Below are 13,584 nucleotides of genomic sequence, written 5' to 3' on the forward strand. Positions count from 1 at the left end.
ACCGGCGTGACCGGCCGCGCGTCACGAACCCGGCCGGATCACCCATCGCCCCGCGCGCATCACGCCCTCGACCCGAAGCGCGTCGTTCACGGCGACAAGGTCCGCCCGGTGGCCGGGCGCGAGGGAACCCGCGTCGGTGAGCCCGAGCGTGCGGGCAGGCGTCGACGACGCCGCGCGAACGGCCTGCCCCAGCGGGTAGCCGGTGGCCTCGACGAACCGCCGCACTGCTGCGTCGAGCGTCAGCGTGCTGCCTGCCAGCGAGCCGGTGGTGGCCAGCCGCGCCTGGCCGTGCCGGACGACGACGTCGAGCTCGCCGACGCGGTACCGACCGTCCGGCGCTCCCGCGGCGGCTATCGAGTCACTGACCAGCAGGACGCGATCGGTCCCCGCGACCAGTGCCGCGTGCCGCAGCATCGCGTCGTGCAGGTGATGACCATCGGCGATGAGCTCCACCCGGCAGCGACCGTCCTCGGTCAGGGCCACCGCAGGTCCGGGTTCCCTGTGGTGCGTCGAGCGCATGCCGTTGAACAGGTGCGTGCCGACCGTGGCGCCCGCATCGATGGCGCGCCGGGTGGTCGCGTACGTGGCGTCGGTGTGCCCGATGGCGGCCACCGCGCCGTGTCCGACGATGCGCCGCACGGCGTCGATGCCACCGTCGAGCTCGGGGGCGAGGGTCACCATGGAAATCGTTCCCCTGCCCGCGGTGAGTAGCCTTTCCACCTCCTCGGGCCGGGGAGGGCGGAGGTGCTCCGGAGCGTGCGCACCTCGGTGCCTCTCGCTCAGCCACGGGCCTTCGAGGTGCACACCGGACAGCAGGCCGTCGTCGACGAGGTCGGCGAGCGCGCGCACGGCACGCTCGAGGCTCTCCAGAGGGGCCGAGACCAGGCTGGCCACCGTGCTCGTCGTGCCGTGGCGCAAGTGGGTGCGCGCGGCGTTCGCTGCGGCGTCCGGGTCGCCGTCGGAATAGCTGAAGCCGCCCCCGCCGTGCGTGTGCGCGTCCACGAATCCGGGTAGGACTGTCAGTGCGGGCAGGTGAACGACAGGCGCCGGTACGGGTGGTTCGCCGGCGCCCACCTGCCGTACGCGGTCCCCGACGATGTGTACCCACCCGTGGTGATGGGACTCCGTCGGCGTGGTGACCGTCCCGGCACGGAGTACGTGCCCGTCCGGCCGGGACGTCTGCTCGCTCACCACGTCGAGGTCTCCTTGCGCAGGCCGCGTGGCGCGTCCGGGTCGTACCCGCGGGCGAGCGCCATGGTGTGCGCGAGCCGTTGCAGCGGGACGATCTGCAGGATCGGCAGGAGCTGCTCCTCGGTGCCCGCGGGCAGGGCGAGCACGCAGTCACCGCCTCCCGCCACGGACGGGTCGCCGAGTACGCACAGCTCGGCGCCGCGCTCATGGACGTTGTCGACGACCGGCCGCATCGCCTGCCCGCCCGCGCCTTCCGGGATCACCGCGATGACGGGGCGGTCCTGGTCGATCATGGCCAGGGGGCCGTGCAGCAGATCGGCCCCGGAGAAGGCGTGCGCGGACAGGTACGCCGTCTCCATCAGTTTCAGCGCCGCTTCCCGTGCCGTGGCATAGGCATAGCCCCGCGCGGTCGTGACAAGGGTGCCCGCGAACCGGAAACGGTCGGCCACGGACTGGACGTCCGGCTCGTCCAGCAGCGCTGCCGCCCGTTCCGGCAACGCGTGCGCGGCGTCCGTCGGCGCGCCCCGTACGTACGTGAGCAGGAGCCACAGGGTCAACAGGCTCGCAGTGTAGGTCTTGGTCGCCGCCACGGCCCGTTCGGTGCCGGCGCGCATGTCCAGGTGGAGCTGCGCCGTGGCGGCGAGGTCGGACTCGGCGTTGTTGGTTACCGCGAGCGTGGTCGCGCCCGCGCGCCCGGCTGCCGCCGTGGAGTCGACAAGATCAGGTGAGCCACCGGACTGGCTGACCGCGATCCACAGGACCCCCGTCATGTCCGGACGCGCATCATAGGTGGTGAGCGTGGACGGAGAGGCCATCCCGGCCGGAAGCCCGAGCATGATCTCGACAAGGTACTTCGCGTACAGCGCGGCGTGGTCGCTGGTGCCGCGCGCGGCGAGCAACACGAACCGGGGGCGGCGCGTGACGATCGCGCTCGCGACCGTGCGCGCTCGGGCCGCGCCGCCGGACAGTATTCCCTCGAGGGTCCCGGGTTGCTCGCGGATCTCGGTCAGCATGAGCTCACCGCGCGGGTGCTCTCCGGAGGTGGCAGGGGGAGTGCTCATCGGCGACCTCGTGGTTGTGGTGTGCGCGTGACGGTGTGCTGCCCCGTACGGCGAGTCCCGCGGTTGGTTGACGCCGGACGGCCTCTATTGTACCAATGGTACATTATTTGATACCGGAGGTACATATGCGAGTGGCGCAGGTACGCGACGTCCTGACGGACCTCGTCGACGAGATGCGGCCGGGAGACCCCCTTCCTGCCGAGCGGGAGCTGGCCGCGCGCGTCGGGGTGTCGCGCATGACCCTGCGCAAGGCCGTGGACGAGCTGGTGACGGCGGGCCGCGTAGTGCGCAGGCACGGCGCCGGATCGTTCGTCGCCGCCACGAAGGTGACACAGCCGTTGACCGCGAGCTCGTTCACCGAGGACATGCTGGCTCGTGGCCACGTACCCGGATCCCGCACGCTCGACACCACGACCTGCTCGGCCGGGGCGGTGCTCGGGCGGCGGCTCGAGGTCTCCCCGGAGGCCGAGGTGCTGCGGGTGCGGCGGCTACGCCTGGCGGACGGGGCGCCCATGGCCATCGAGGACCTGCACGTGCCGGCCGCACTCGTTCCGGGGCTGCACGGCACGGATCTGGCCGATCACTCGTTCTACGCGTTCCTGGAACAGCGCTTCGGGGTGCGTGTGGTCACCGGATCGCAAGCCCTTGAACCCACGGTGACCGACCCGGAGGAGTCGGAGTTGCTCGGTGTGCCGGTGCACACGCCCGCGTTCCTGTTCGAGCGAACGTCCCGGGACGAGCATGGGACGGTCGTCGAGTTCGTGCGCTCGATCTACCGTGGCGATCGCTACCGCATCGTCGCCGAGATCCATGCCGGGCGGCCGGCACCGACACCGGCTACGGGTGGAACGGCAGGTGGCGGATGACGGATCCCGCTGCCTGCGGGCAGTGGCCGACACCGCCGAAGGCGCGGCAGGCGGGTCTGGCAGACTCTCGTCGTGATGCAGGTGGGATTGCGGATCCGGCGCCGTCTGCCGGCCAGTCCGCTCGTGTTCGGTATATCGGTGCTGGTCATCCTCGCGTTCCTGGTCGTGGGACTCACCGCGACGTCGGCGATGCGACGGATGTTCGACAGCGCGCAGTCCGGAATCGCCGCGTGGTTCGACTGGTACTACATACTCACAGTCGGCGGGTTCCTTGTCTTCGTGATCTGGTTGGGCGCGAGCAGGTTCGGCCGGATCCGGCTCGGCGAGCAGGACGGCGAGCCGGAGTACCGGTACATAACCTGGTTCGCGATGCTGTTCACCGCCGGTATGGGGATCGGCCTGGTCTTCTGGGCGGTGGCCGAGCCGCTGTCGCACCTGGCCGACCCGCCGATGGCCGAGCCCGGTACGGCGCGCGCAGAGACCGAATCGATGCGTTTCACCTTCTTCCACTGGGGCCTGCACGCGTGGGCGATCTACATCGTGGTCGGGGTCTGCCTCGCTTACTTCTCCTACCGGCACAACCTGCCGCTGGCGATCCGCAGCGCTCTGTACCCGATCCTGGGGGAGCGGATCCACGGCCGTCTCGGAGACGTCGTCGACATCTTCGCGGTGTTCGGCACCATGTTCGGGGTCGCTACCTCGTTGGGTTTCGGCATCCTGCAGGTCAACGCCGGATTGTCCAGCTTGGATCTGGTGCCGCAGTCCACCGGTGTGCAGCTGGTGCTGATCGCCGCGATCACCTGTGCCGCCGTGTGCTCGCTGCTGGCGGGACTCGACAAGGGGATCCTTCGGCTGTCGGTGACCAACCTCGGCATCGGAGTCGTGCTGATGCTGTTCGTGCTGGTGACGGGGCCGACCACGGACGTGCTGGGTAGCTTCGTGCAGCAGCTCGGCCACTACGTCCAGACCTTGCCCGAGACCACGTTGTGGACCGACTCGCAGGAGCAGACGGGATGGCAGGTCGGCTGGACCATCTTCTACTGGGGGTGGTGGATCAGCTGGTCCCCGTTCGTGGGCATGTTCATCGCCCGGGTGTCCAGGGGCCGGACGATCCGTGAGTTCGTGTTCGGCGTGTTGCTGATGCCGACGCTGTTCACCGTCGTGTGGATGGCCGTCTTCGGCAACACGGCGTTCTCGGTGGACTCCGAGACCGGCGGGGCGCTCTCCGGCCAGGCTGTCGACGATCCCGCCGTGGCACTGTTCGGCATGCTCGGCCAGCTCCCCCTGACGACGGTGCTGACCGTCCTGGCGATCGTGCTGGTGGCGGCGTACTTCGTGACGTCGTCGGACTCGGCGTCGCTGGTGATCGCCATGCTCACCTCGGGTGGCGACCCGGATGCGCCGAAGGCGCAGCGGGTCTTCTGGGCCGTGCTGCAGGGCGGTGTGGCCGCGGTGCTGCTGCTTGCCGGTTCCGGCGGGCTGGACGCGCTGCAGACGGCGGCGATCACCACGGCGCTGCCGTTCAGCGTGATCATGCTGCTGATGTGCTACGGGCTGGTGCGCGCGTTGTACGCGGACGGGAGGGTGGACAGCCTCGACCGGCTCGCCCTGACCACCCCCGCACACTGCGCGGTCCCGGAACGCCGGGGTGCCGCACGCAGCCCCTTCGCCGACCGGATCCAGGGCTCACCCTGATCCATCAGGCGGCATCCCGCGACCCGGAGCCGGTCGCGCGCCGGGTGTGTGTGACGGCGATATGGGGGAGCGGCCGCAGTCGGGGACGTACCCGGAACGTGGCGTGCCGTGCGAAGACGGCCACCGCTAGAGCCGTGCACAGTGCGGTCAGCGTGCCACCGGCGAGCAGGGACCACCGGGCGCCGAGCGTGTCGGCGAGCCAGCCGATCACCGGTGCGCCCGCCGGCGTGCCGCCCATCAGGATGGTGATGTACAGCGAGAGCACGCGCCCGCGGATGTGGTGGTCCACCGTGGTCTGGATGTACCCGTTGGCCACGGTGAGCACCGTCATCACGAGTACGCCGATCGGTGCGAGGGTGAGCGCGAACGTCGCATACGTCGGCATCGAGCCCGCGGCCACGGCGAGTACGCCGAACAGGACGGTCCCCCCGACGAGCAGGCGCAATCGGGGTAGCCGCCTGCGTGCCGCGACAAGGGCACCGGACAGCGTGCCGACGGCCAGGATCGAGCCGAGCAGCCCGTACTCCTCCGGCCCGCGGTCGTAGACCTCGGTGGCCATCAGCGCCATGGTCATCTGGAAGTTCATCCCGAACGTTCCGAGGCCGAACACGATGGTCAGCACCATGACCAGGTCGGGACGCGAGCGGACATAGGCGACGCCGGCGCGCAGCCGCCCGAGAGGGCCCGTGGTGTCACCGTCGGCCGGGCTTGCGCGGGTGGATGGGAGGCGCAACATCAGCAGCATCGTGATCGGTGCGGCGAACGAGAGCCCGTTGATGACGAACAGCCACCCCGTCCCGATCAGCGCGATCAGCCCCCCGGCGGCGGCGGGCCCGATCAGGCGGGCGCCGTTGAACGAGGCGCTGTTGAGCGCGACCGCGTTGGTGACGTCGGCCTGGCCGACCAGCTCGGAGACGAAAGCCTGCCGGGCGGGGTTGTCCAGCGCGTTGCCGACACCGACCAGGAAGGCGAGGACGTAGACGTGCCAGATCTGGGCGGCGCCCGCGAGTACGAGCGTTCCCAGCACGAGGGCGAGCCCGCCGAGGAAGCTGTTCGTGGCCAGCAGCAGCGTTCGCTTCGGCAGCCGGTCGGCCAGGAGGCCGCCGAAGGGTGCGACCAGCAGGAACGGCAGGAACTGCAGGCCCGTGGTGATGCCGACCGCCTGGGCACCACCGCCGAGGACGACGAGGACCAGCCAGTCCTGGGCGACCCGCTGCATCCATGTGCCGATGTTCGACACGAACATCCCGGACCAGTACAGGCGGTAGTCGCGATGACGCAGCGAGTGGAACGTGCGGCTCACGCGAACTCGACCCGACTACGGATCGGCGCCGCGCCGGGCGACCCGTGCGCGGCTGCCGGGGTGAACCTTGCCGCGTGCACTGCCGTTAGCGTAGCTCACTAGTTTCGCACGCGCGCGCCCAGGCGCCCGGTGAGCGCCGGGATCAGGCGATGGGGTCACCGGGGTCGGCGCCGTCGTCGGGCCGTAACAGCCGGACCTCTCCGCTGGTACCGACGGCCCCGAGCAGCAGGAACTCGCTGGTGAACCCCGCGATCCTCTTGCGCCCGAGGTTGATCGCGCCCACGACCGTCCGCCCGATCAGCTCCTCGGCGGAATAGTGGGTGACCTGGGCGCTCGTCCACCGGTGGCCGAGGACACCGAAGTCCACGGCGATCTTCCATGCGGGGGAGCGTGCCTCGGGGAAGGGCTGCACCTCGGTGACGCGGCCGACCCGCATGTCGACTGCGGGGAAGGCATCGGGCGCATCCGGCTTCGGAGAATCGTCCATTCCGTAAAGCCTAGCGCCGGCTGTGCGCGAAGCGCGGGTGGGACGTCCGGGGACCGGCGTCCGGCTTCGGGCACAGCCGGCGTCAGCGGTGGTCGAAGCCGGGTCAGTTGGATTCGCCCTCACCCTCGGGCTGCGGTTGCTGGCCCTCCTGTCCCGGCTGTTGCCCTGGCTGCTGCTGGGGCATCTCGGGCATCTCGCCGATCTCCTCCTCCGGGGGCGCCTCGATCTCGACCGGCTCGCCCCAGTCGGAGTAGTTCACCGTGATGACGGACTCGCCCTCCGGTGCCTGTTGCTGCTGCCCCTGCTGGCCCATCGACTCCGCGGCCGCAGCGTACAGCTCCGTCAGGTTCATGGTGACCTGCATGGGGAGGTCATCCTCGTTCACGTCGAGGTTGACCCGGTACGACTCGATGCCGGACTGCTGCAGGGACTGCAGAGCCTCCCGGGTCATGCCCATCGGGAGGTTCTCCTCGAGCTCGCCGATGTGGACCTCCGTCTTGTACCGGGTAGCCTGCTCGCCTGCCACCTCGATCTCCTCGGTGTCCAGGATCGTGCCTGCCTCCTTGAGCTGGCCGAGCACGCCGGCGGGGTCGGCCTGGCGGGGCAGCTGGTCCATGCCGCCGAACATCTGTGCCACCTGGGGACTCTCGGTGAGGTCGAGCCACGGTGCGTCGGTTCCCACCGCGGACTGCATCTGCTCGGGAAGCTTCATGTAGACGGCATCGCCGACCTGGCGGAGCTCCGTTTCCTGCCCGCCTGCGTCCAGTGTGACGTCGACCGCGGAGCTCTCGTCGCCGTGCCGGTACTGACCCTGCCCACCGGCCGTCTGGCCACTGATATCCATCTCGAGGTCGAAGCTGGCTGACCCCTCTTCCTTGGCCTGCTCGCCCGCGGCGAGGGCGATGTCCGCGGCGCTGTTCGGATCCTCCTGGGCGGACGTGTCGTCCGAGTCCTCACCGCCGCCGCCGTCGCCGCCGCAGCCGCTCACCGCCAGGGCAAAAGCGAGGATTCCGGCTGTCACGAGTGATTTGCGCATATCATTCTCCTGCGTGCGGGGTCCCTATTCGTGCGTCAGGCTGTTTCTCGATCCGTCACCCACTCCAACGGAGGCGTTTCGCGCCCGCACGGTGCAGGGCTGTGCGCAACGCCGTCGTCATCGCTCGATCACGGTACTGCTCGCGATAGTGCCAGGCGTACGCGCGGAGTTCGAAACCGGGTGAAGCAATTCGATGCAGGATGACTCGCCGTTTTCCGGTTTGTGCGAATTACGGAGGCCATATTTGTCCAGAAAGCGACGCCCGGCGAATATATTTGACGTGAATTTTATATCCGGCCGGGGAGGCTATCGAGCGCTTCCTGCGTCAGGTACGCGAGTGCCAGTTCTCGAGTTCCTGCCGGGTTGGCGGGTCCGCGCCGGCTCGTGAACAGGTCAGCGCGGCAACTCGCGCCGCATGGGTGACCGCGCTGCGCAGGGCGCCCTCGTCCATCGCGGCAAGCAGGCCGTGACTGCCGACGCCGAGCAGGCCGGTCGAGTGCAGTGCCGCGAGCAGGCCCGCGGAGAAGGCATCGCCGGCACCCACGGTGTCGATCACGGTGGCCGGGATCGATCCGACGCGCGTGTCGGCGGCATGGTTGAGGGCCCAGGCGCCATCGGCGCCCAGCGTGACGATCACGAGCGCTGGTCCCCACGACAGCCATCGCCTGGCGATGGCGGCCGCCTCCTGACCGGGGTGGAGCCAATGGAGGTCCTCGGCGCTGACCTTGACGATGTCGCAGTGGGGTACCTGGCGTTCCATCCGGCGTCGTTCGTCCTCGCGTGATCCGATGAGCGAAGGCCGGATGTTCGGGTCGAACGAGACGGAGATCTCGCGGCTCGGCCCGTACGTGCGAAGCAACTCGTCGATCGCTGCATATCCGGGTGGGCGCGCGGCCGCGAGCGAGCCGGTGTGCACGCAGACGCACTCCGGTGGCAGCCGGGGGATGCCGGCGACGTCCCAGCTGAGCCGGAAGTCGTAGGTGGCACCACCATCGTCGTCGACGGCCGCCAGCGCCAGGCTGGTCTGCGGCGCCGGGCTCGGGAGTAACTGCAATGCCACACCGCTGGATCCGAGGTGCTCGCGCACCAACCGGCCGGCGAGATCGTCACCGAGCTGCGTCGCCAGAGTAACCGGGAGCCCCAGCCTGGCGAGCCCGACGGCGGTGTTGGCCGGACTCCCGCCCGGGTGCGCGGTGAATACGTCGCGCTCGCCATTGGAAACCAGGTCGAGCAGCGCTTCTCCCACCACGGTAATCACTCTGGGCCTCCGTTCCTGTAGCGCCCCCGGGTCCGGGCAAGGCATTGACGTGCTGAGTGAAGCGTGCCACACTTTCGAGCTACTGACAACGTTGTCGACAACGTGATCAACGTGAGGACGGTCATGGTGAACGATCCTGGTGCAGTCGATGCGACACCTGCACGCGCACCGACGATCAAGGACGTCGCGGCGCGAGCGGGCGTAGGCATCAAGACCGTCTCGCGGGTGCTCAACGACGAACCGAACGTGCGTCCGGAGATGCGCGACCGCGTGCTCGAGGCGATGGCCAGTGTGGAGTACCGGCGCAACTCGATGGCCAGCAGCGTGCGGCGACGCGATCAGCGCACCGCCTCGATCGGCCTTGTCGTGGAGGATCTGGCCAACCCCTTCGCGTCACAGCTGACGCGGGTCGTGCAGGACCACGCGCTGCGACGGCGCTACCTGGTACTCGTGGGATCCAGCGACGGTGTTGCCGAGCGCGAACGCGAGATCGTCGGTGAGTTCTGCTCGCGCAGGGTCGACGGCCTGCTTGTCGTGCCGTCCGGCACGGACCAGTCCTATCTGGCCGCCGAGCGCGAGCGAGGTACGCCGGTGGTGTTCATCGACCGTCCGGGTAAGAAGATCACGGCCGACGCCGTCGTCTCGGAGAACGAGATCGGCGTGCAGCAGGCCACGGAGCACCTCGCCCGGCACGGTCATACCCGGATCGGCTATCTGGGTGACCGGCAGTCCGTGCACACCGCGGAGCGACGGCTCGCGGGCTACCGGGCGGCGATGACCGAGCTCGACGCCGAACCCGACACAGGATGGGTCCGTACGGAACTGACGGATGCCTCCGCTGCCTACCGCGCGGCTACGGGGATGTTCCAGCAGGATGATGCCGCGCCTACGGCTGTGGTGTGCGGCAATAACCTCATCACGGTGGGGACGCTGCACGCGCTGCAGGCACTGGGGCTGCGGGAGACCGTTGCGGTGGTCGGCTTCGACGATCTCGATCTGGCCGACCTGCTGCGACCGGCGCTGACCGTGATCACGCAGGACATCGAGGCGATCGGCGAGCGTAGCGCGGACCAGCTGTTCACCCGTCTGGACAACCCTGGCGAGGAGTACGCGCGGGTGAGCGTACCCGTGCGGCTTGTCCCGCGCGGGTCCGGCGAGATCCCGCCACCGCCACACGGGGAAGGGGAGTGAGGCCGCGATGCGAGCCGCGGTACTGCGAGGGGTCGAGGACGTCGAGGTCGTCGAGCGGGATGTTCGGCGACCAGGATCGCGAGAGGTGCTGGTCGAGGTCGGTTCGGTCGGCGTGTGCGGATCCGATGTGCACTACTACGAGCACGGAAGGGTCGGGAACTTCGTCGTCACCGAGCCATTGGTGCTCGGACACGAGGCGTCCGGGACCGTGGCCGCGCTCGGTAGCGAGGTCACCGGACACCGGGTCGGTCAGCGTGTCTCGATCGAGCCGGGGGTGCCCGACTTCACCTGCGCCGAGTGCCGGAGCGGCCGGTACAACCTGTGTTCCGCGGTCCGGTTCATGGCGACACCGCCGGTCGACGGCGCTTTCTGCGAGTACGTCACCGTGCACGAGGGGTTCGCGCACCCGGTACCGGAAACCATCAGTGACGACGAGGCTGCACTGCTCGAACCGTTGTCCGTCGGGGTGTGGGCCTGTCGCAAGGCAGGCGTCGGCCCCGGTGACCGGGTGCTCGTGAGCGGAGCGGGCCCGATCGGGCTCGTGACCGCGCAGGCCGCGCTGGCGTTCGGTGCCACAGAGGTCCTCGCGTCCGACGTGAACCCGCATCGCCTGCGCCTTGCCTGCGAGCTCGGCTGCGGGGACGTGATCGACGTCGGCACGACGGCGGTGCGTGACACCGGTTTCGAACCGACGGTCCTACTGGAGTGTTCCGGCAACCCTGGCGCTACGACCGAGGCGATCCGGACCGTGGCGCGTGCGGGGCGGGTGGTACTGGTCGGGATGGGTGCCGAGGAAATCCCGCTGTCACTGTCGCATGTGCAGGAACGTGAGATCGCGGTCGCCGGAACGTTTCGTTACGCGAATACCTGGCCCACCGCGATCGCGCTTGTCGCGTCCGGCAGGGTCAATGTCGCCGGGCTGGTCTCCGCGCGCTTCAGCCTCGATGAGGTGGAGTCGGCGCTGAACTACGGCCGTCGCGACGACAAGGCTGTCAAGGCGATCGTGCGCCCGTCGATGGACGTGCTGGGGTAGCGATGAGCGTGCGCGGATCAGCTCCCGTACACCCGGCTACGCACGGAGGCGTACTGCCCGCGAACGGCGCGACCGGCAGCCTCGTCACCACCTTCGATCGTCGTGGTCGCAGTGACCGGCCATTCGGGTGGCTGTTCGGTCCCCGCGAGCGCCCACGCGGCCTGGCGAGCGGCACCCACGGCGACGTACTCGCCGGGAGTGGGAACGGTTACGGGGACACCGAGCACGGTCGGTGCGGCGGCCCGGACCGCCGCCGATCGCGCGCCGCCACCGATCAGCAGCACCCGCCGCACGGTCACGCCCTGCTCGCGCAGTGCGTCCAGCCCGTCGGCGAGCCCGCACAGCATCCCTTCGACGGCGGCGCGGGCCACGTTCTCCTGCGTCATGGCGTCCCTGCGCAAGCCGTGCAGGGATCCGGCTGCCTCTGGCAGGTTCGGCGTCCGTTCACCGTCCAGGTAGGGAAGCAGGACGAGGCCGCCCGACCCGCTCGGAGCCGCCAGTGCGAGCCGGTCGAGCCCGGCGAGGTCGGTGTCGAGCATCGTGGCTGTCGCGGTGAGTACCCGCGCAGCATTGAGCGTGCAGACCAGGGGAAGGAACCGACCGGTGGCATCGGCGAAGCCGGCCACCGTTCCGGTCTCGTCGGCGAGCGCGTGATCGTGCACCGCGAACACCGTGCCGCTGGTGCCGACCGACACCACGACGTCGCCGATCTCGGCCCCGAGCCCGAGTGCCGCCGCCATGTTGTCGCCGGTGCCTGCGGCGACGGCGGTGCCGGACGGCAGGTGCCCGACCAGCTCGGCCGGCTCCGCGACCCGGGGCAGTGCGATGTTCCTGCCGAAGGCAAGCCCGACGATATCGTCTCGGTAGCGGCGCTGCGCCGGGGAGAAGTACCCCGTGCCGGAAGCATCGCCCTGGTCAGTGGTTGGTTCGGCGCCCATCCCGGTGAGCTGCCACGTCAGCCAGTCGTGTGGCAGCAAGACGGTGGCGACCCTGGCTGCGTTGCGGGGTTCGTGCTCGGCGAGCCACCGAAGCTTGCTCACTGTCAGGCTCGCGACAGGGACGCTGCCGACTGCCCGTGCCCACTCGTCCGGTCCACCGAGCTCGGCGATGAGGTCGGCCGCGGCGCCGGCCGACCTCGTGTCGTTCCACAGCAGGGCGGGTCGGACGGTGTCGCCGCTGTCGTCGACAGCCACCATACCGTGTTGCTGGCCGGCCACCGCGATGGCGTGTACCCCGTCGAGCACCCCCGCGCCGGCCGCCGTGTAGGCCTGCCACCAGTGGGTGGGGTCGACCTCGGTGGTATCCGGATGCGGTGCCCGTGCCTCGCGGACCACCTGACCGGATGCGGCGTCAACCACGACGATCTTGCAGGTTTGGGTCGAGCTGTCAATACCTGCCACGAGCGCGCCTTCGGCCGGTGTTTCCGGTGTCACTGCCACGCCTCCTTCGGTGCCTGGTCGCTGGTCTGCGGGTCCGTCCGGTCACGGGCCCGGCCGGCTCGCATGCTCGGCGAGCACGGCGCGGGCCGTACCGGAGTCGGTCACCAGCGCCGTGATGAGTCCGGCTTCGAGCACGGCTCGCACGGCCGCGGACTTGTGCGTGCCACAGGCCACCGCGATGACCTCGGGTACCTGTCGAAGCTCGGCCGCGGTGATCGCGATGACACGTTCGTCCAGACCGCTGATCATCCGGCCGTCCTCGCCGAGCAACCGGGCACAGACCTCGGCCCGGGCACCCCGCTCTCGAAGTTCGGCGCCCTCCCTGCTGGTCAGCGAGTCCCGCACGAGCGAGTCGGGCGGGTCCCACGAGCCGATGGCGACGACGGCCTTGGTGAGGTCGCTGTAGCGCTGCATCGCGTCGGCGACCTGGGGCTGACCGCGCAGCCCGTGGGCTGTCGCGGCGTCGGCCACGACGAGCGGGGCGTAGACGGGAAACGCGGGGCCGCGGGCGAGGCTGGCGACCCGCCGTACGAGCTCGACCGAGTTCTCCTCGACCCCGCCGGGGTGTACTCCGGTCAGTTGGACGACCGTGAGCCGGGGCAACGTCGTCAACGCGCGCGCCATGTCCTGGAGGGTCCGGGAGCACGCGAGTCCGATGACGTCTCCTTCTGCGACGACCTCGGTGAGGTAGTCGGCCGCGATCCTGGCGACGTCGCCGCGGATCGCGGCCGGCGACTCCTCGGCGGAAGCGACGACCACGGCTTCGGTCACCCCGAACTCCCTGCGCAGTGTGTCGGAGAGCTCCGGGTCGATCTCGGCGGGCACTGCGATGTCGATGCGGACCAGGCCGGCGGTTCGTGCCTCGTCCAGCACGCGCGCGACCTTGAACCGGCTGATGCCGAACTCGTTCGCGATGTCGACCTTGGCCACGCCGTCGATGTAGTAGCGGCGGGCGATGGTGGCGGCGCGTATCAACTCCCCGGGGCGCAGCTCCCGGCTTCGGGTTTCGGTTGGCATCCATACA

The 13,584-nt window shown here is 69.7% G+C and carries 12 protein-coding genes; 4 read left to right on the forward strand and 8 right to left on the reverse strand.

Annotation, left to right across the window (positions count from 1 at the left end; all coding sequences use genetic code 11):
* Positions 1–21: 21 nt before the first annotated feature.
* Entirely contained in the window at positions 22–1,191 is a 1,170-nt protein-coding gene (nagA, locus tag CHB84_RS03770) for an N-acetylglucosamine-6-phosphate deacetylase (protein ID WP_089300122.1), read from the reverse strand.
* Positions 1,188–2,252 carry an SIS domain-containing protein gene (locus tag CHB84_RS03775; RefSeq protein ID WP_089300050.1) on the reverse strand — a complete coding sequence of 355 codons (1,065 nt, stop codon included), beginning with the start codon at positions 2,250–2,252 and terminating at the stop codon, positions 1,188–1,190. The genes nagA and CHB84_RS03775 overlap by 4 nt, the downstream gene beginning before the upstream one ends.
* A 125-nt stretch (positions 2,253–2,377) precedes the next feature.
* On the opposite strand from CHB84_RS03775, the gene CHB84_RS03780 reads away from it, so the two are divergent.
* On the forward strand, positions 2,378–3,118 hold the full coding sequence (locus tag CHB84_RS03780; RefSeq protein WP_089300051.1) for a GntR family transcriptional regulator: 741 nt from the start codon (positions 2,378–2,380) through the stop codon (positions 3,116–3,118).
* 75 nt (positions 3,119–3,193) lie between these two features.
* Positions 3,194–4,813 carry a BCCT family transporter gene (locus CHB84_RS03785; RefSeq protein WP_245818540.1) on the forward strand — a complete coding sequence of 540 codons (1,620 nt, stop codon included), beginning with the start codon at positions 3,194–3,196 and terminating at the stop codon, positions 4,811–4,813.
* Between the two features lie 4 nt (positions 4,814–4,817).
* Here CHB84_RS03785 and CHB84_RS03790 read toward each other — a convergent pair whose 3' ends face one another.
* From CHB84_RS03790 to CHB84_RS03805, 4 genes are all read right to left on the reverse strand, one after another.
* Positions 4,818–6,116, reverse strand: coding sequence for an MFS transporter (locus CHB84_RS03790; protein WP_089300053.1), 1,299 nt, complete (start codon positions 6,114–6,116; stop codon positions 4,818–4,820).
* 142 nt (positions 6,117–6,258) lie between these two features.
* Complete coding sequence (locus CHB84_RS03795) at positions 6,259–6,603, reverse strand: tRNA-binding protein (protein WP_089300054.1); 345 nt, start codon at positions 6,601–6,603, stop codon at positions 6,259–6,261.
* Between the two features lie 103 nt (positions 6,604–6,706).
* Complete coding sequence (locus CHB84_RS03800; protein WP_089300055.1) at positions 6,707–7,639, reverse strand: SCO4651 family lipoprotein; 933 nt, start codon at positions 7,637–7,639, stop codon at positions 6,707–6,709.
* A gap of 325 nt (positions 7,640–7,964) precedes the next feature.
* Positions 7,965–8,897 (reverse strand): carbohydrate kinase family protein, encoded by a 933-nt coding sequence (locus tag CHB84_RS03805; protein ID WP_217898454.1) that lies wholly within the window; start codon positions 8,895–8,897, stop codon positions 7,965–7,967.
* Positions 8,898–9,023: 126 nt separating this feature from the next.
* Between CHB84_RS03805 and CHB84_RS03810 the strand changes: the two genes are divergently transcribed.
* Positions 9,024–10,088 carry a LacI family DNA-binding transcriptional regulator gene (locus CHB84_RS03810; RefSeq protein ID WP_245818532.1) on the forward strand — a complete coding sequence of 355 codons (1,065 nt, stop codon included), beginning with the start codon at positions 9,024–9,026 and terminating at the stop codon, positions 10,086–10,088.
* 7 nt (positions 10,089–10,095) lie between these two features.
* Entirely contained in the window at positions 10,096–11,121 is a 1,026-nt protein-coding gene (locus tag CHB84_RS03815) for an NAD(P)-dependent alcohol dehydrogenase (RefSeq protein ID WP_089300057.1), read from the forward strand.
* 17 nt (positions 11,122–11,138) lie between these two features.
* Here CHB84_RS03815 and xylB read toward each other — a convergent pair whose 3' ends face one another.
* The gene (gene xylB, locus CHB84_RS03820) at positions 11,139–12,554 is read right to left on the reverse strand and encodes a xylulokinase (protein WP_089300058.1); all 1,416 of its coding nucleotides are present in this window, start codon (positions 12,552–12,554) and stop codon (positions 11,139–11,141) included.
* 48 nt (positions 12,555–12,602) lie between these two features.
* Positions 12,603–13,577: a sugar-binding transcriptional regulator gene (locus CHB84_RS03825; RefSeq protein ID WP_089300059.1), complete on the reverse strand. Its 975-nt coding sequence runs from the start codon at positions 13,575–13,577 to the stop codon at positions 12,603–12,605.
* Positions 13,578–13,584 lie beyond the last annotated feature (7 nt).

The sequence above is a fragment of the Haloechinothrix alba genome (genome assembly GCF_900188115.1).
In the GTDB taxonomy this organism is placed as follows: domain Bacteria; phylum Actinomycetota; class Actinomycetes; order Mycobacteriales; family Pseudonocardiaceae; genus Haloechinothrix; species Haloechinothrix alba.